The sequence below is a fragment of the Enterobacteriaceae bacterium Kacie_13 genome (assembly GCA_013457415.1).
Lineage (GTDB): Bacteria > Pseudomonadota > Gammaproteobacteria > Enterobacterales > Enterobacteriaceae > Rahnella.
In genome coordinates, this window is the sequence record CP045665.1 from 1,147,983 (window position 1) to 1,165,518 (window position 17,536).

Genomic DNA, 17,536 nt, shown 5'->3' on the forward strand with positions numbered 1-17,536 from the left:
GAAGAGAGCGCACTGCAACGGTGCGATTTTTGTGCGGGTGCTCACAGAAAGGATCCACCGCAGGGCATGGCGGTAGCACGATTGCTAGCGGCTTGCCCTGCGACTTAGCTGTCACACTTTAAATTCATTGCTCAGCCGGCTGACGCCCAGTCCGTTCACTTTGGTGACTTTGATTTGCACCGGAATGCGGTCTTTCATGGCTTCGACGTGGCTGATAACGCCGATGGTTTTACCGGAGGCATTCAGGCTGTCGAGGGCATCGAGCGCGGTGTCCAGCGTGTCGGCGTCGAGCGTGCCGAAACCCTCATCAAGGAACAGCGAATCGATGCGGGTTTTGTCGCTGACCAGATCAGACAACGCCAGCGCCAGCGCCAGGCTAACCAGGAAACTCTCACCGCCGGAAAGCGTGCGGGTATCGCGCACCGCATCGGCCTGCCACGTATCCACTACCTGTAACTCCAGCGCATCGCTGGTTTTGCGCTGCAACAGATAGCGGCCATGCAGTTTTTCCAACTGACGGTTCGCCAGATAGACCAGATGATCCAGCGTCAGGCCTTGGGCAAATTTACGGAATTTAGCGCCGTCACTGGAGCCGATCATCTGATTCAGATAGCCCCAGTCATCACAGGTCAGCTGTGCCTGCGCAATCTGAGCGATCAGCGCCTGTTGGTTGCCGCTTCGCGCCTTATCGTCGTTGAGTTTATTGGTTATTTCGCCCAAACGTTGCTGTAAGGTTTTCAGCTGTTGCGCCAGTTCCGCCTGCTGCGCCGTCAGGGCTTCGAGATCATTTTCTGTTTCACTCAGATGGGCAGGGCGGGCAAGGCGATGTTTTTCCAGCTGTGCTTTGGCATCGCTCAGCAATGCGTTCGCCTGCGCCAGTTGTTGTTGCAGATGTTCTTTGCGCTGCTGAAGTTGCTGACGCAGTGCGTCGTCGAGCAGGGCCAGTGTCACCGCGGCTTCATCGGCAAATCCGCTTGCGCTCAGTGCTTGTTGCCACACCTGTTCCGCCCGCTTCAATTGTTCCGTAGCCTGCAACTGTTGCTGCTGCGTACTCGCCAGCTGACCGGCCAGCTGATCGCGCAGTTCCTGCGCTTTTTGCAGCGCGCCCTGTGCGTCACTGACCGCTTTTTCCGCCGCCTGTTGCTGCTGATGTAAGTGCTCGCGAACCTGCGCCACCTGGCGATCACCGAACAGTTCAAGGCGTTTGGCATTCAGTTCAGAAAGAGATTTCTCGCCTTCAGTGAACAGCTTTTGCAGCCGCGCAAAGTCCTGCTGAGTTTTTGCCTGCGTCTCTTCCAGTCGGGTAATGCGTTCGGTCAGCAACACGCTTTGCTGTTGCACTTTCTGCTGCGCGTTCAGGGCGTCATTCAGGGCATCTTTCGCCTGTTGCAACGCCCGCGCCAGCTGTTCGTGCTGACTCAGCAGATCCTGAGACTGCTGTTCTTCTTGATCGCGTTCCACCAGCCATTGCTGAATGGCCACGGAATCCTGCAATCCGAATGTCAGATTCAGCGGCGCGCTGAGTCGCTGCCAGTTTTCGGTATGCGCATTCAGTTGCTGGCTTTCCTGCTCCAGCTGGTTTTGCACGCGTGTTTGCTGTTCTTTCAGACTTTTGATTTTCGCTGCCAGCTCAATGCCGCTGGCTTTTGCCGCATCGAATTCCAGCTGCATTTTCTCGACGCGTTGCGCCGTTTCAGAAGGTTTAACCTCCTGATAGTGTTCAATGGCCGGATGAGATGTGGAACCGCACAGCGGGCAGGCTTTACCGCTTTGCAGATTGGCTCGTTCAGCTTCAAGGCTGACGATCAGCATTTCCTGTTTATGCCGCGCTTTAACATCGTTCAGATGCTCCAGCTGTTTCTGACATTGCTGGCGGATCGCGCCTAGACGCTGTTCTTCTTCGGCCAGCTGCGTCTGATATTGCACCAAATCTTTTTGCTGTTGCTGCACGCGCTGGTTCAGTTGCGGGAAAATCTGCGCGAGTGAATACAGCTGTTGCCGCACCGGGCGCAGCTGCGCCAGCTCTGTTTGCCGTTTCTGCCATGCTGCCAAAGGATGCTGTTTTTCCAGCTCAGCCTGACGCTGTTGTGCGGCGTTCAGCGCATCGTTTAGCGCGGTCTGGCGGGTCTGATGCTGGCGGCTTTCTTCGTCCAGTTTCTGACGTTCGGCGGTCATTTGCACCTGCGTCGCGTTATGCTCTCTGACCCCTTTCTGCACGTCACTGACCGACTGTTGCGTGTCGGCCAGTGATTTACGCCACTGGATAATTTCGCCATCCAGCGGCAGGATTTTTTCTTCAATCAGCGTCTGCGTCTGACGCTGTTCTTCCGCCTGTTTCAGCCGTGTCGTTTGCGCCTGTTCCACCGCCAGAGTCAGCGGCGTCATTTGTGCAATTTGCTGTTCCTGTTGCTGCGTGAGCTGCGCCAGTTGCTGCTGAAGACGTTGCGATTCATCCTGACAACGCTGGCGATCATTGAGTAACGGACGGAGTTTTTCTGCCGGTTCGCTGCGTGCCAGTTGTTGTAACTGCGGCGCGGCCTGCGCCGTTTCCAGCTGCGCCGCGGCCAGCTGTTGCACCGATTGCTGATGCTTTTGTTGCACCTGCTGCCATTGTTGCAGCCAGCTAAGATCCCGCTGACGCTGCTGCGCCTGCTGGCTGAGGCTGATTTCCCGTGCGTTGAGTTCTTTAAGCTGCGTTTCCAGCGCCTGACGCTGTTCTTCGCTGAGCAGTTCGATACCGGCCATGCGCTGATGCAAACCGTCGAGCGCCACGCGCGTCTCTTTATGCTGTTCGAACACACGCTCAGACAGCAGACCGTAGATTTCCGTGCCGGTCAGTTCTTCCAGCAGTTCGGCGCGGTCGTTGGCATCAGCATTGAGAAAGGCGGCAAACTGCCCCTGTGACAGCATCATCGATTTAGTAAAGCGGCCAAAATCCAGCCCGGTCAGTTCGGCGATAGCGTCGAGTTTATCGCGTACTTTATCCGCCAGAATTTTGCCGTCCGCCAGCAATGCCAGCTCGACTTTCGGTGCCTGTAAATTGCCGTCCGGCGAGTTTTTCGCCCGGCGCTGGCTCCAGAATGCGCGATAACCCACACCTTTGACTTCGAACTCCACTTCGGCGAGCGATTCGGCGGTGTGGCGGGTCATCAGTTCGTTCTGGCTGGGAGTGACGTTCAGGCGCGGCGTCTGGTGATACAGCGCCAGACAGATGGCATCGAGCAGGGTGGTTTTCCCCGCGCCGGTCGGGCCGGTAATAGCGAATAATCCGTTACTGGCAAAAGGCTCCGCGGTGAAGTCGATTTTCCATTCGCCTTCCAGCGAGTTAAGATTTTTTAAACGCAGGCTGAGAATTTTCATTGTGCGGTGTCCTCTTCACGATGACCGCTGGTGACCTGATCAACCACCTGTGCGAACAGCGTGCGCATCCGCGCCTGACGCTGTTCGTCGGTATCTGCTTCCAGTGAAAGCCGCCGCTCGAACACATCGCTGACGCTCAGTTCGCTGAGTGTCTCTTTTTCCTGTTGCTCAATACTGTTAATGCGTTGTTCTTTACTGCGACGCAGCAGAACGACCTCCACCGGCAGTTCGGCGGTCAGCGCCTGGATCCGCCGCTGAATGTCACTGAGATAATCCTGCGTCGCGACTTCAATATCCAGCCAGACCGGTTTAGTGGCATCGCCATCTGTGAACTGCATCAGTTGTTTTTCTATTTCGGTGAGCGAGCCTTTGATCATCTGCATCGGCTGAAATACCGGAATTTCCAGTGTTTCGATGTTGTTAAGTGTTGCACCCGTAAAATCGAGCAGAAACACGCTTTTGGCTTTGCTGAGTTCGTCAAAACTCAACGCAATCGGTGAGCCGCTGTAACGGATGTGATCGGTTTTTGCCACGCACTGGGCGCGGTGAATATGCCCGAGTGCGACGTAATCGACCGGCGGAAACGCCTGTGCCGGGAAAGCGTCAAGGGTGCCTATATAGATGTCGCGTACTGAATCCGAGGTGCTGACGCCGACGGTGGTCAGATGGCCGGTGGCGATGATCGGGAGTGGTACGCCGAGTTGCTCGCGTTTCGCCTGCGCGGCCTGATACAGGGCGTCGTAATGTGCGGCGATGGCTTCCTGCAACATTAGCTGTTTATCGCTGCCTGACTGACCGGCCTGACTGGCGATCAAATCGCGTGGGCGTAAGAACGGGATAGCACACAGCACCGCGCCGGGAGAGCCATCACGATGATTTAATTCCAGAACCTGCTCAGAAAGATCTTCGCCTACGGTGGCGATCACTCGTGTATTGAGGCAGGAAAGCAGTTCCTTCGATTCATTAAGCGTGGCGACGGAGTCGTGGTTACCCGCCAGGACCACCAGCTGGCAGCCGGTGTGTTGTAATTCCACCACGAAGCGGTTATACAATTCGCGCGCATAACTCGGTGGAGAGCCGGTGTCAAAAATATCGCCCGCCACGATCACGGCATCCACCTGATGAATTTCTACCTGTTCCGTCAGCCAGCGCAGAAAAGCCTGATGCTCGGCGGCGCGGCTCTTAGTAAAGAAATACTGGCCAAGGTGCCAGTCTGAAGTGTGGATCAGGCGCATGAAACTCCCGGTGGTTCGCTGCACGGTAACAATGGCGCAAAGTATAAACGCCCACGGGGGACGATGTCCCCAGAAAAATCAGGCGCATTTCAGCAAGATGGCTGTCAAATTGCCGTGTAATAGACCATTCTTTCTATTCATAAATCTGTCACAAAACTGACGCATAATGGCGCCCGCAATCAAATAAAAGATCGCTAACCTATTGGCAGGACCTAAGATGGCTAGACGTATATTGGTGGTTGAAGACGAAGCTCCAATTCGTGAAATGGTGTGTTTTGTACTGGAACAAAATGGCTATCAGGCAGTAGAAGCGGAAGATTTTGATTCTGCGATCGGCCAGCTGGTCGAGCCTTATCCTGAGCTGATCCTGCTCGACTGGATGTTACCGGGTGGTTCCGGTATTCAGTTTATTAAGCATCTTAAACGTGAAGCCCTGACCCGCGAAATTCCGGTGATGATGCTGACCGCGCGCGGTGAAGAAGAAGACCGGGTGCGTGGCCTCGAAGTGGGCGCCGATGATTACATCACCAAACCGTTTTCTCCCAAAGAACTGGTTGCCCGTATTAAAGCTGTGATGCGCCGTATTTCGCCAATGGCGGTGGAAGAGGTGATCGACATGCAGGGTTTGACCCTCGATCCTTCCTCCCACCGCGTGATGGCCAATGAACAGGCGCTCGACATGGGGCCGACCGAATTCAAATTACTTCACTTCTTTATGACCCACTCGGAACGTGTTTACAGCCGCGAACAGTTGCTCAATAACGTCTGGGGCACTAACGTTTATGTGGAAGATCGCACCGTGGACGTGCATATTCGTCGTTTACGCAAAGCGCTGGAAACCAGTGGACATGACAGAATGATCCAAACTGTCCGTGGCACGGGATACCGTTTCTCAACGCGTTATTAGTCCCCACAGCGGAGAATCTGTGTGTTAGAACGTTTGTCATGGAAAAGGCTGGCCGGCGAGTTTTTTCTGTTTTGCCTGCCAGCGATCATCCTCGGTATTTTTGTCGGCCATTTTGGCTGGCTTCTCTTTGCGTCGGTGCTGGCGGCGCTGGGCTGGAATTATTATAACCAGCTTAAACTCTCACACTGGCTGTGGCTTGACCGCAGCATCACCCCGCCAAATGGCCGCTGGAGCTGGGAGCCGCTATTCTACGGGCTGAACCAGATGCAGATGCGCAACCGTCGTCGTCGTCGCGAATTAGGGCAACTCATCAAACGTTTTCGCAGCGGTGCAGAATCTCTGCCAGATGCGGTGGTGCTTACCACTGAAGAGGGCAACATTTTCTGGTGTAACGGTCTGGCACAGGAACTCCTCGGCTTTCGCTGGCCAGAAGATAACGGGCAGCACATCTTTAACCTGCTGCGCTATCCGGAGTTTCGTGCCTGGATCCAGGCGCGTGATTTCAGCCGTGCGCTAAACCTTCAGCTCAATAATGAACATTACGTCGAATTTCGCGTAATGCCTTATTCCGAAGGGCAGTTACTGATGGTGGCGCGTGACGTTACGCAAATGCGTCAGCTGGAAGGCGCGCGACGCAACTTCTTCGCGAACGTCAGCCATGAACTTCGCACCCCGCTGACCGTTTTGCAGGGTTATCTGGAAATGATGGAAGACGCCAGGCTGGAAGAGCCGTTTCGCACCAAAGCACTCGACACCATGCAGGAGCAGACGCGGCGCATGGACGGGCTGGTCAAACAACTGCTGACGCTGTCGAAAATCGAAGCTTCCGCCAATATGGATTTGCACGAGAAAGTCGATATTCCGGTGATGCTTGGGATGCTGGAGCGCGAAGTGCAGACGCTCAGCGGCGGCCAGCACGAAGTGGTGTTCCGCGTAAACGACAAGCTGAAGATCTTCGGCAACGAAGATCAGCTGCGCAGTGCGGTTTCGAATCTGGTGTATAACGCGGTGAACCACACGCCGCCGGGCACCAGAATAGAAGTCAGCTGGCAACAAACGCCACAGGGTGCACAGTTTCAGATAAGCGACAACGGGCCGGGAATTGCGCCTCAGCACTTGCCGCGTCTGACTGAACGTTTCTATCGCGTCGATAAAGCCCGCTCTCGCCAGACCGGTGGCAGCGGACTTGGGCTGGCGATCGTCAAACACGCGCTCAGCCACCATAACGCCAGGCTTGAAGTAATGAGCGAAGTCGGCGTCGGCACGCGCTTTATGTTTACGCTGGCACCTAGACTGATTGTTCCTTCTGATAATCACACCATAGTTTCTGCTAAACCTTAATTTGCTTTCCATCAGGCCTGTCATTTAACAATGGCGGGCTTTTTTATTTCCTGTTTTTGCCTCAGGAAAAATCCACAATCCATCATGAATTTATTTCACCTGCCATGAAAATTCCTCTATTGCCGATGAGCACCCTGCATGACAGTATGGCCTTAAAGCCATTTAGACATCTAGAAGTCTAAATGTAACGCGACGTAATTATTCACCTTGTCAATCATTTGCATTTCGTCTGAGACGGGGTGCCATTAAGGAGTCTTTCATGCAACGTACTAACCCTCCGTTCCGTGCTGATGTGGTCGGCAGTTTCCTGCGCCCGGCGGCGATCAAAGAAGCCCGTAAACAGTTTCAGGCGGGTGAGATCGATGCCGTGCAGCTACGTGCCGTGGAGGATACTGAAATTCGCCGCGTTGTGGATTTACAGCGCGAAGCTGGTCTGCAAGTGGTCACTGACGGTGAGTTCCGCCGTGCGTGGTGGCACTTCGATTTCTTTGAAGGGCTGGATGGTGTGGAAGGTTATGACGCAGTGCAGGGGATTCAGTTCAACGGCGTACAGACTAAAGCGCGCAGCATTAAAGTCACCGGCAAACTCGGCTTTGGCTCGCATCCGATGCTGGAAGATTTTCGTTTTCTAAAAAGCATCAGCGGCAGCGCAGTGCCAAAAATGACTATTCCAAGCCCGAGCGTGATGCATTTTCGCGGTGGTCGTAACGCCATCAGCAAAGAGGTGTATCCGGATCTGAAAGACTATTTCGACGATCTGGCGCAGGTGTACCGTGATGCGATTAAAGCGTTTTACGATGCGGGTTGCCGTTATCTGCAACTCGACGATACCGTCTGGGCGTACCTGTGCTCGGAAGATCAGAAGCAGCAAATCCGGGAACGTGGTGACTCTCCTGAAGAGTTAGCGCGTACTTACGCCGATGTGCTTAACAAAGCGATTGCCGGTAAACCGGACGATCTGGTGATTGGTTTGCACGTGTGTCGCGGTAACTTCCGCTCCACCTGGATTTCCGAAGGTGGCTACGAGCCTGTGGCTGAGATCCTGTTTGGCGGCGTGAATATCGATGCCTTCTTCCTTGAATATGACAATGAGCGTTCCGGGGGGTTCGAGCCACTTCGCTTCATTAAAAAAGGCCATCAGCAGGCGGTGCTGGGTTTAATCACCACCAAATCCGGCGAGCTGGAACTGGCCAAAACCGTCGAAGCTCGTCTGGCGGAAGCGGCGGAATATCTGGATATCAATCAGATCTGCCTCAGCCCGCAGTGCGGTTTTGCTTCGACGGAAGAGGGCAACAGCCTGACAGAAGCGCAGCAATGGGAAAAACTGAAGCTGGTGGTCGATATCGCTGCCCGCGTTTGGTGATCACATAAGTGATCGTTTTATGACCTCATAAATATGCTGAATATTGTGCGTGTAATCGTCTTTTAATGGTGATTCCACGCACTTTTTGTCATTAAGGAGCATATCTTGTGCTTACTTCGCTTAAAAATCATACATATCATATTGCGTGTTTTCCCCCGTATTCAGTGATAAAGGCTGCTTTGGTTCATTAATCTGGTCGAACGCTCTGCTTTTTGGATCCCGGCTTGCCTTTCTGCGCTATAAACGTTTACCTTAGCCCCCGCTGTCGCTCGATACTCCCTGCATAACAACGTAATTTTCTGCATATCATCAGGCGTTTTAAGCTCATTCCGATCTCACCGTGGGGCTCTTTGGTTTTTGACGCCATTCATCCTCCTGACGGAACAGCACGACGACAGCAACGGTCACTTTATTCATTTGAACAGGCAACACGACACCAATCATGAGTACTCGTTTAACAAATAAAGATATTCTGGCGCTGGGTTTTATGACCTTCGCCTTATTCGTCGGGGCGGGAAACATCATTTTCCCGCCGATGGTTGGCTTGCAGGCCGGACCTGAAGTCTGGTGGGCAGCTGCCGGGTTTATGATAACCGCGGTAGGTCTTCCGGTGATGACAGTGATTGCGCTGGCGCGCGTGGGTGGCGGTGTTGACGCCCTGAGTACGCCAATTGGCCGTGGTGCCGGTATTCTGCTGGCGACCGTCTGTTATCTGGCTGTTGGCCCGCTGTTCGCCACGCCACGTACTGCAACCGTTTCTTTTGAAGTCGGTATCGCTCCGATGACCGGTGACGGCCCGCTTCCTTTGCTGATTTATAGCGTGATCTATTTCGCGTTGGTGATCGGTATTTCCCTCTATCCGGGCCGCCTGCTCGATACCGTCGGGCATTTCCTCGCGCCGCTCAAAATGGTTGCGCTGGCTGCTCTGGGTGTTGCCGCGCTGCTGTGGCCTGCCGGACAGACCATGCCTGCGGTGGATGCTTACCAGACCGTTCCTTTCTCCAGCGGCTTCGTTAATGGCTATCTGACGATGGATACCCTTGGTGCGCTGGTCTTCGGCATTGTTATCGTGAATGCTGCCCGTTCGCGCGGTGTGACTGATGCCAAACTGCTGACCCGTTATACCGTTCTGGCCGGTCTGATTGCCGGTTTAGGCCTGGTGCTGGTCTATCTGAGCCTGTTCAAACTCGGCGAAAACAGTGCTTCACTGGTGCCGGGCGCAACCAACGGCGCAGTTATCTTGCATGCCTATGTGGCGCATACCTTCGGCGGCGTCGGCAGCTTCTTCCTCGGCGCGCTGATCTTTATCGCCTGTATGGTCACGGCGGTTGGCCTGACCTGTGCCTGTGCTGAATTCTTTGCTCAGTACCTGCCACTGTCGTATAAGTCACTGGTGTTCATTCTGGGTCTGTTCTCCATGCTGGTGTCTAACCTCGGGTTGAGCCATCTGATTCAGATTTCTATTCCGGTGCTGACGGCCATTTATCCGCCTTGTATCGCATTGGTGGTATTGAGCTTCACCCTGCGCTGGTGGAATAATACGACCCGCATCGTGGCACCGGTCATGCTGGTCAGTCTGGTGTTCGGTATTGTCGATGGCATCAAAGCCTCTGCCTTTGCTGATATCATGCCAGCCTGGACTGCAAACCTGCCGCTGGCAGCACAGGGTCTTGCCTGGTTACCGCCTTCAGTATTAATGCTGGTGCTGGTTGGTATTTATGACAAAATCAGTGGTCCGCGCAACGTCACTGCGCATCAATAATTATCGGCAGAATGTTCGAACGTAGTTGAATGAATGTTTCGCCAATCAGGCCACGGAAATCTTTCCGTGGCTTTTTCATTGACAGGGTGCAGTGTTTTTTAGAGTTCGCATTTTTGATTTTCAAAATACAGAAACGGGTTAGGGTCAATGCAACAATCAGCTGAACAACCAACCGCGCAGCCAGAAGCGCCGGGCACGAAGCTAAAACGCGGGCTGACAACGCGTCATATTCGCTTTATGGCATTGGGATCGGCCATCGGAACCGGGCTGTTTTATGGATCGGCGGATGCGATCAAACTGGCGGGACCAAGCGTGTTGCTGGCCTATCTGGTCGGCGGCATTATCGCCTTTATCATCATGCGGGCTCTGGGCGAGATGTCCGTCAACAACCCGCAAAGTGGGTCTTTCTCGCGCTATGCGCAGGATTATCTCGGGCCGATGGCGGGGTATATCACCGGCTGGACCTACTGTTTTGAAATCCTGATCGTCGCCATCGCGGACGTCACGGCGTTCGGCATTTATATGGGCGTCTGGTTCCCGGATGTGCCGCAGTGGACGTGGGTGCTGAGCGTGGTGCTGATTATCGGTGCCATCAATCTGGTCAGCGTGAAGGTGTTCGGCGAGCTGGAATTCTGGTTCTCCTTCTTCAAAGTACTGACCATCATCATCATGATTGTCGCGGGCTTCGGCATTATTATCTGGGGCCTCGGTAACGGCGGCCAGGCAACGGGTATTCATAATCTGTGGAGCCACGGCGGGTTCTTCAGTCAGGGCATCATGGGCACCATTCTGTCTTTACAGCTGGTCATGTTCGCCTACGGCGGCATTGAAATTATCGGTATTACTGCCGGTGAAGCTGAAGATCCGAAGAAGTCTATTCCGAAAGCGATCAACTCCGTACCGCTGCGTATTTTAGTGTTTTACGTGGGTACGCTGTTTGTGATTATGTCGATTTTCCCATGGAATCAGATTGGTACGCAGGGCAGTCCGTTCGTGCTGACGTTCCAGCATATGGGAATCACCGCAGCGGCAGGCATCCTGAACTTCGTGGTGATCACCGCGTCATTGTCGGCGATTAACAGCGATGTGTTTGGCGTGGGCCGTATGCTGCACGGAATGGCAGAGCAGGGGCAGGCACCAAAAATGTTCAGTAAAGTGTCGCGTCTGGGCACGCCGTGGGTCACGGTACTGGTGATGATGGGCGCGCTGCTGATTGCGGTATACCTCAACTTCATCATGCCTTCCAGCGTATTCCTGGTGATTGCATCTCTGGCGACCTTCGCGACTGTTTGGGTGTGGATTATGATCCTGTTCTCCCAGATAGGTTTTCGCCGTAAGTTGAATAAACAACAGGTTAAGGAGCTGGAGTTTCCGCTGCGCGGCGGCGTTTACACCTCGGTATTCGGCATTATTTTCCTGGTGTTTATCATCGGCCTCATCGGTTACTTCCCGGATACCCGCGTCTCACTTTACGTCGGCATGGTCTGGGTTGCGGCGCTGCTGATCGGTTATGCGTTCAAATTGCGCAATGACCGCAAGAAGCAGGCGCTGGTGCTAAAGAAGTAACGCGTAAGTAAACACTTACCTTCTGGTAAAGAAAAGCCCCCGTTATCTTCGCGATAGCGGAGGCTTTTTATTTTCTACGCAGGGGGTTAATAACCTACCGCTGCACCTGCCGGGCGACGCACGTCGTTCGCGCCATACAGATAGCCTTCACGGACTTTCCCGGACAACGCCGAATCATTGCCTGAGTTCATCGGCGTGACACCCGCTGCGCCCGGTAAGCCCACCAAAATCAGCTCTGCTGCGCCCCAGGGGGTTTGCTCAACCATTTTGTAGCCCATCTTCGCCAGAATATTCAGGCTGTCCTGAGAGACGCCTCGCTGCTCGTAATAGACTTCATCCGGCAACCACTGGTGGTGAATGCGCGGCGCATTGACGGCCTCCTGCGGAGGCATACCGTAATCAATCACGTTAAGCGCGGTTTGCAGCGTGATAGTGATGATGCGCGACCCGCCCGGTGAACCCAGCACCATGAAGATTTTACCGTCTTTGGTCACCAGACTTGGGCTCATCGACGATAGTGGGCGCTTACCGGGGGCGATGGCATTACGTGTACCCTGAACCAGCCCGTACAGATTTTTCTCGCCGACTTTGGTGGTGAAATCATCCATCTCATCGTTGAGAAAGAAACCGGTCCCCGGTGCAATCACGACGGAACCAAACAGACCGTTGATGGTATATGTTGTAGAAACGGCATTACCCATTTTATCGACGATAGAATAATGCGTGGTCTCCGGCTTCTCGTGCGGCTCCATGCCCGGCTGAACCTGAGTGGATGGCGTCGCTTTATCCGTTTCTATCTTCTTACGAATTTCTTCGGCGTAGCTTTTGCTGATCAGACGATCTACCGGATTTTTCACAAACGCCGGATCGCCGAGATAAGTGTTGCGGTCCATATAGGCGTGACGCATGGCTTCGGTGAGCGTGTGAATGGATGCCGCGGAGTTGAAGCCCATGCTTTTCAGATCATAGCCTTCAACAATGTTGAGGATTTCGCACATTGTTACGCCGCCCGAGCTTGGTGGTGGCGCGGAGACAAATTTATAGCCGCGATAGCTACAGGTGATCGGCGCGTCCTCTGTGACTTTGTAGTTAGCGAAATCCGCTGCAGTCAGAATACCGCCGCCTTTTTTCGACGCTGCCTCTACCGCAGCCGGGATTTTACCCTTATAGAATGCATCCGGGCCATGTTTAGAAATGGATTCGAGCGTGTTGGCTAAATCGGTTTGCACCAGTTTGTCGCCGGGTTGCAACGGGCTGCCGTCTTTACGCAGGAAGATGCGCGCGGCTTCCGGGTCTTCTTTGAAACGGGCGACTTTAGTATCAAGAATATCGGTATCCGCGCGGGTCAGCACGAAGCCCTGGCGCGCGAGCTTAATCGCCGGTGCCATGACCTGCTGACGCGTGAGCGTGCCGTACTCTTTCTGAACCGTATCCATTCCCAGCACCGTCCCCGGAACGCCCGCAGCCAGATAACCGTAAAGGCTGGCGCCTTTCTTCACGTTGCCATCACCGTCAAGATACATATTGGCGCTGGCCGCGGCGGGTGCGGTTTCACGAAAGTTGATAAAGGTGTCTTTACCGTCCGCCAGATGCACCGTCATGAAGCCACCGCCGCCAATGTTGCCACAACATGGGTTGACGACGGCCTGCGCATAACCGACCGCGACGGCGGCATCAATCGCGTTGCCGCCCATCTTAAGGATGTCGACACCGACCTGTGACGCTAAATGTTGCGAGGTGACGACCATACCGCTTTTCGCTTCAACGGCCGGATTTGACGCGGCTAAGAGCGGAAAACTGGTGAACATAGCCAGCGCGATGAGCGATTTTTTCCATGTACTCCGTAACATGCAAACTCCTGTCTTTTGAAATCAGAACCTTCAGGCTCTTGTGTGATAACGCTTTTTTGGGTGTTAACGATGTTGTGTAACGCAGTAGATCTATGCAAAGCGCACGCCACTCTTTATAAAAGTGCGCACCACTCTGATGCGGGTGATACGTTTTTAGCGTAGACGTAAAAGACAGGGAGTGAGCAAAAGGGAGGGGAGAAGTGTGATCGCGGCAAATAGCGGGCAAAAAAAACGGCCAGCGAGGCTGACCGTTATTGACCTTGATATCCTGAGAGGATTACAGGTTTGAAGCGTTTTCAGACAGGTATTTAGCTACGCCATCCGGAGATGCGCCCATGCCTTTTTTGCCTTTTTCCCACTGAGCCGGGCACACTTCGCCGTGCTCTTCGTGGAATTGCAGCGCGTCAACCATACGCAGCATTTCGTCGATGTTACGACCCAGCGGCAGATCGTTAACTACCTGGTGACGTACAACGCCTTCTTTGTCGATCAGGAAGGAGCCGCGCAGTGCAACGCCAGCGTCCGGATGTTCGATACCGTAGGCTTTCTGAATTTCGCGTTTGATGTCAGCAACCATTGCGTATTTGACAGGGCCGATGCCGCCTTTCTCAACAGGCGTGTTACGCCATGCGTTGTGAACGAACTCGGAGTCAAAGGAAACGCCTACCACTTCTACGCCACGTTTCTGGAATTCTTCGTAACGGTGATCGAAAGCGATCAGCTCAGAAGGACAAACGAAAGTGAAGTCCATTGGCCAGAAGAAGATAACAGTTGGTTTGCCTGCGGTGTGTTTTTTGAAGTTGAAGTTTTCAACTACTTCGCCGCTACCGAGAACTGCAGCTGCGGTGAAATCAGGGGCTGGGCGAGTTACCAGAACCATAAATTACTCCTTTTTAGACCCATGAGGGCATCGTAGGTGGAAAGGGTGAACAAAACGACTGCCAGTATAGGGGCAAGCCGGTAGTGAATAAACCCCATCACGCCAATCAATCAGATAGCATCCGGCTATCAGTTTTTGAAGTAAGTCGCGGTCTTCTTTAAGAGAATCCCTCAGCGTTGCAAGGATTTGTGCTCTGACTCACAGGTTTCAAGCCGTTTGTCAGATTTGTCGGTCTCGCGCCTGCTGCATCATCACCGGATAAAATTGCCAGAATAGCTGCTCGAGCGCGTCGTAGTTCAGTTCGATATCGTGAAACGAACCGGTCAGCGCGCTGAGTTTTGGCCGCCGTGAGGCCATGCCGCGCAGTACATCGCCGATAAAGGGCAGCGCGGCGTAGCGTTCCATCCAGCGTTCCGGCCACAACCAGGCATTGAGATTCTGGAAGCGTTCCGGCATATCCGGTAAATGCGGCGTAATTTCATGCTGACAGGCGTCAAGAAAATCTTCCAGTGATTGCTGTGGATGAATTGTCGCCCAATGGCGCGACAGGAAGTGATCCCACACCACGTCAAGTGTGATCGGCGAAACGCGGCGGAAATCATCACGGAAAAAGCTGCGTGCGATCCGAACTTCCGGCAAAGAATCGGTAAGAGTATCGACGCGGCGATGCATGCGGATACCGCTGACGATTTCAGAGGAATATTGTCCTTCAGGGTTACCGCGAACGAAGTCCGCCAGCAGGTTACCCAGCAGGGAGCTGTCGGCCAGCGAGGCCAGATGGAGGTGCGCTAAAAAATTCATCACCGAAGTATAACGCAGGAAACGTGATCTCTGACAGGTCAGGGGTGCCTTTATTAGCGCATAAGCTTGCAGGGGATGCCCCGTCCCACTAGACTAAGCCGCCTGTTTTTGTCGTTAAAGTGAAGTGAAAAACCATGCGTGTTGCCGATTTTTCTTTTGAACTCCCGGAATCCCTGATTGCCCGCTACCCGCAGACCCAGCGCAGCGGCTGTCGTTTGTTGTCTCTGGACGGGCCGAGCGGTGAGTTAACGCACGGCGTGTTCACCGATATTCTCGATAAAATCTTGCCCGGCGATCTGCTGGTCTTCAATAATACCCGCGTGATCCCTGCCCGCGTATTTGGTCGTAAGGTCAGCGGCGGCAAGATTGAAGTACTGGTTGAGCGTGTGCTGGATTCACATCGCGTTTTGGCCCACGTTCGTGCTTCCAAATCGCCTAAGCCCGGCGCAGAGCTGCTGCTCGGTGATAAAGAAGACATTAAAGCGACGATGGTGGCGCGTCACGATACGCTGTTTGAACTGGAATTTAACGAAGACCGCGATGTCTTTACCCTGCTCAACGAAATCGGCCATATGCCGCTGCCGCCATACATTGACCGTCCTGACGAAGACGCAGACCGCGAGTTGTATCAGACGGTTTATAGCGAACGTTTGGGTGCTGTCGCTGCACCGACTGCCGGTCTGCACTTTGATCAGCCGCTGATGGATGCGCTCAAAGAAAAGGGCGTGGAGTTTGCGTTCGTCACGCTGCACGTCGGTGCAGGGACGTTCCAGCCGGTACGCGTAGATGCCATCGAAGACCACATCATGCACGCTGAGTATGCCGAAGTGCCTCAGGACGTCGTGGATGCTGTGCTGGCCTGTAAAGCGCGCGGCAACAAAGTGGTGGCCGTGGGTACCACGTCTGTCCGTTCGCTGGAAAGTGCCGCCAAAGCCAGTGAAGATGCGCTGATTGCGCCCTTCTTCGGCGATACCAAGATTTTCATTTATCCAGGTTATCATTATCAGGTGATTGATTCCCTGATCACTAATTTCCACTTGCCAGAATCGACCCTGATCATGCTGGTATCGGCGTTTGCCGGATACAAAAATACCATGAATGCTTACCACCAGGCGGTGGCTGAGCAGTACCGTTTCTTTAGTTACGGCGATGCGATGTTCATCAACCGTGACCCGCTGGCTCCGCAGGAAGTGGTGGGCGAGTAAGTTTTTTAAAACTACCGGTCCGGACGCACCCGGTGCATCCGGGCTTTCTTTTCCGGGCGTCATGCCACGGACTTAACCTCATCAGACTGTTTCTCTGATGCTGGAGGCAATGTGAAGTACGAATTAAGCACTACCGATGGCCGCGCTCGTCGCGGACGTCTGGTCTTTGAACGTGGTGTGGTTGAAACTCCGGCATTTATGCCTGTGGGCACCTACGGTACCGTTAAAGGGATGACCCCGGAAGAAGTCAAAGAAACCGGCGCGCAGATCTTGCTCGGTAACACCTTCCACCTGTGGCTGCGCCCGGGTCAGGAAATCATGAAGCTGCATGGCGATTTACATGATTTCATGAACTGGCACGGTCCGATCCTCACTGATTCCGGCGGCTTTCAGGTGTTTAGCCTGGGCGCGATGCGCAAAATTAAAGAAGAGGGTGTACATTTCCGTAATCCGATCAACGGGGATCCGGTGTTCCTGAGCCCGGAAAAATCGATGGAGATCCAAAATGATCTCGGTTCTGACATCGTGATGATCTTCGACGAATGTACGCCATATCCTGCTGACTGGGATTACGCTAAACGTTCGATGGAGATGTCTTTACGCTGGGCACGCCGCAGTCGTGATCGCCACAACGAATTGAATAATAAGAATGCTTTGTTTGGGATTATCCAGGGAAGCGTTTACGAAGATTTACGAGATGTATCATTAAAAGGGCTGGTAGATATCGGCTTTGATGGTTACGCTGTGGGCGGTTTGGCGGTAGGCGAGCCGAAAGAAGACATGCACCGTATTCTCGAGCACGTTTGCCCGCAAATTCCTGAAGATAAACCTCGCTATCTGATGGGCGTCGGCAAACCGGAAGATTTGGTGGAAGGCGTGCGTCGCGGTATCGATATGTTTGACTGCGTAATGCCAACGCGTAATGCCCGTAACGGCCACCTGTTCGTCACCGACGGCATCGTGAAAATCCGTAATGCCAAGTATAAAGATGACACCTCGACGCTGGATGAACACTGTGATTGCTACACGTGTCGCAATTATAGCCGCGCCTACTTGCATCATCTTGACCGTTGCAACGAAATTCTGGGTGCGCGTTTGAATACCATTCACAATTTGCGCAATTACCAGCGTCTGATGGCCGGTTTACGCCAGGCTATTGAAGAGGGTAAATTAGAGCTCTTTGTGACAGACTTCTACGAGCGTAAAGGCAAACCGGTTCCGCCTTTAAACTTCTGATTTCTTAGTCGTGTCGGTATCACCTCAGGG

The 17,536-nt window shown here is 53.7% G+C and carries 12 protein-coding genes; 7 read left to right on the forward strand and 5 right to left on the reverse strand.

The window, feature by feature from the left end:
* Nucleotides 1-111: 111 nt before the first annotated feature.
* Together sbcC and sbcD are read right to left on the reverse strand one after the other, a co-directional pair.
* Nucleotides 112-3,360, reverse strand: a complete 3,249-nt coding sequence (gene sbcC / locus GE278_05205) for an exonuclease subunit SbcC (protein QLK60207.1) — start codon at nt 3,358-3,360, stop codon at nt 112-114.
* Complete coding sequence (gene sbcD / locus GE278_05210; protein QLK60208.1) at nt 3,357-4,595, reverse strand: exonuclease subunit SbcD; 1,239 nt, start codon at nt 4,593-4,595, stop codon at nt 3,357-3,359. The genes sbcC and sbcD overlap by 4 nt, the downstream gene beginning before the upstream one ends.
* Nucleotides 4,596-4,812: 217 nt before the next feature.
* On the opposite strand from sbcD, the gene phoB reads away from it, so the two are divergent.
* The 5 genes from phoB to proY all read left to right on the forward strand — a co-directional run bounded on the left by phoB (nt 4,813) and on the right by proY (nt 11,534).
* On the forward strand, nt 4,813-5,502 hold the full coding sequence (gene phoB / locus GE278_05215) for a phosphate response regulator transcription factor PhoB (protein ID QLK60209.1): 690 nt from the start codon (nt 4,813-4,815) through the stop codon (nt 5,500-5,502).
* A 21-nt stretch (nt 5,503-5,523) separates the two neighbouring features.
* Nucleotides 5,524-6,843 (forward strand): phosphate regulon sensor histidine kinase PhoR, encoded by a 1,320-nt coding sequence (phoR, locus tag GE278_05220; GenBank protein QLK60210.1) that lies wholly within the window; start codon nt 5,524-5,526, stop codon nt 6,841-6,843.
* A gap of 259 nt (nt 6,844-7,102) precedes the next feature.
* Nucleotides 7,103-8,206 carry a 5-methyltetrahydropteroyltriglutamate--homocysteine S-methyltransferase gene (locus tag GE278_05225; GenBank protein ID QLK60211.1) on the forward strand — a complete coding sequence of 368 codons (1,104 nt, stop codon included), beginning with the start codon at nt 7,103-7,105 and terminating at the stop codon, nt 8,204-8,206.
* Between the two features lie 442 nt (nt 8,207-8,648).
* Nucleotides 8,649-9,968 (forward strand): branched-chain amino acid transport system II carrier protein, encoded by a 1,320-nt coding sequence (gene brnQ, locus GE278_05230; GenBank protein QLK60212.1) that lies wholly within the window; start codon nt 8,649-8,651, stop codon nt 9,966-9,968.
* Between the two features lie 147 nt (nt 9,969-10,115).
* On the forward strand, nt 10,116-11,534 hold the full coding sequence (proY, locus tag GE278_05235) for a proline-specific permease ProY (GenBank protein ID QLK60213.1): 1,419 nt from the start codon (nt 10,116-10,118) through the stop codon (nt 11,532-11,534).
* Between the two features lie 86 nt (nt 11,535-11,620).
* Here proY and ggt read toward each other — a convergent pair whose 3' ends face one another.
* The 3 genes from ggt to GE278_05250 all read right to left on the reverse strand — a co-directional run bounded on the left by ggt (nt 11,621) and on the right by GE278_05250 (nt 15,065).
* Nucleotides 11,621-13,384 carry a gamma-glutamyltransferase gene (gene ggt / locus GE278_05240; protein QLK60214.1) on the reverse strand — a complete coding sequence of 588 codons (1,764 nt, stop codon included), beginning with the start codon at nt 13,382-13,384 and terminating at the stop codon, nt 11,621-11,623.
* 277 nt (nt 13,385-13,661) lie between these two features.
* Nucleotides 13,662-14,264, reverse strand: coding sequence for a peroxiredoxin C (locus tag GE278_05245; GenBank protein QLK60215.1), 603 nt, complete (start codon nt 14,262-14,264; stop codon nt 13,662-13,664).
* 219 nt (nt 14,265-14,483) lie between these two features.
* Nucleotides 14,484-15,065, reverse strand: a complete 582-nt coding sequence (locus GE278_05250) for a DUF479 domain-containing protein (protein QLK63204.1) — start codon at nt 15,063-15,065, stop codon at nt 14,484-14,486.
* Nucleotides 15,066-15,199: 134 nt separating this feature from the next.
* Between GE278_05250 and queA the strand changes: the two genes are divergently transcribed.
* Both queA and tgt read left to right on the forward strand, forming a co-directional pair.
* Nucleotides 15,200-16,270: a tRNA preQ1(34) S-adenosylmethionine ribosyltransferase-isomerase QueA gene (gene queA / locus GE278_05255; GenBank protein ID QLK60216.1), complete on the forward strand. Its 1,071-nt coding sequence runs from the start codon at nt 15,200-15,202 to the stop codon at nt 16,268-16,270.
* 111 nt (nt 16,271-16,381) lie between these two features.
* A complete protein-coding gene (gene tgt / locus GE278_05260) occupies nt 16,382-17,506 on the forward strand; it encodes a tRNA guanosine(34) transglycosylase Tgt (protein ID QLK60217.1) in 1,125 nt (374 codons plus the stop codon).
* Nucleotides 17,507-17,536: the final 30 nt, after the last annotated feature.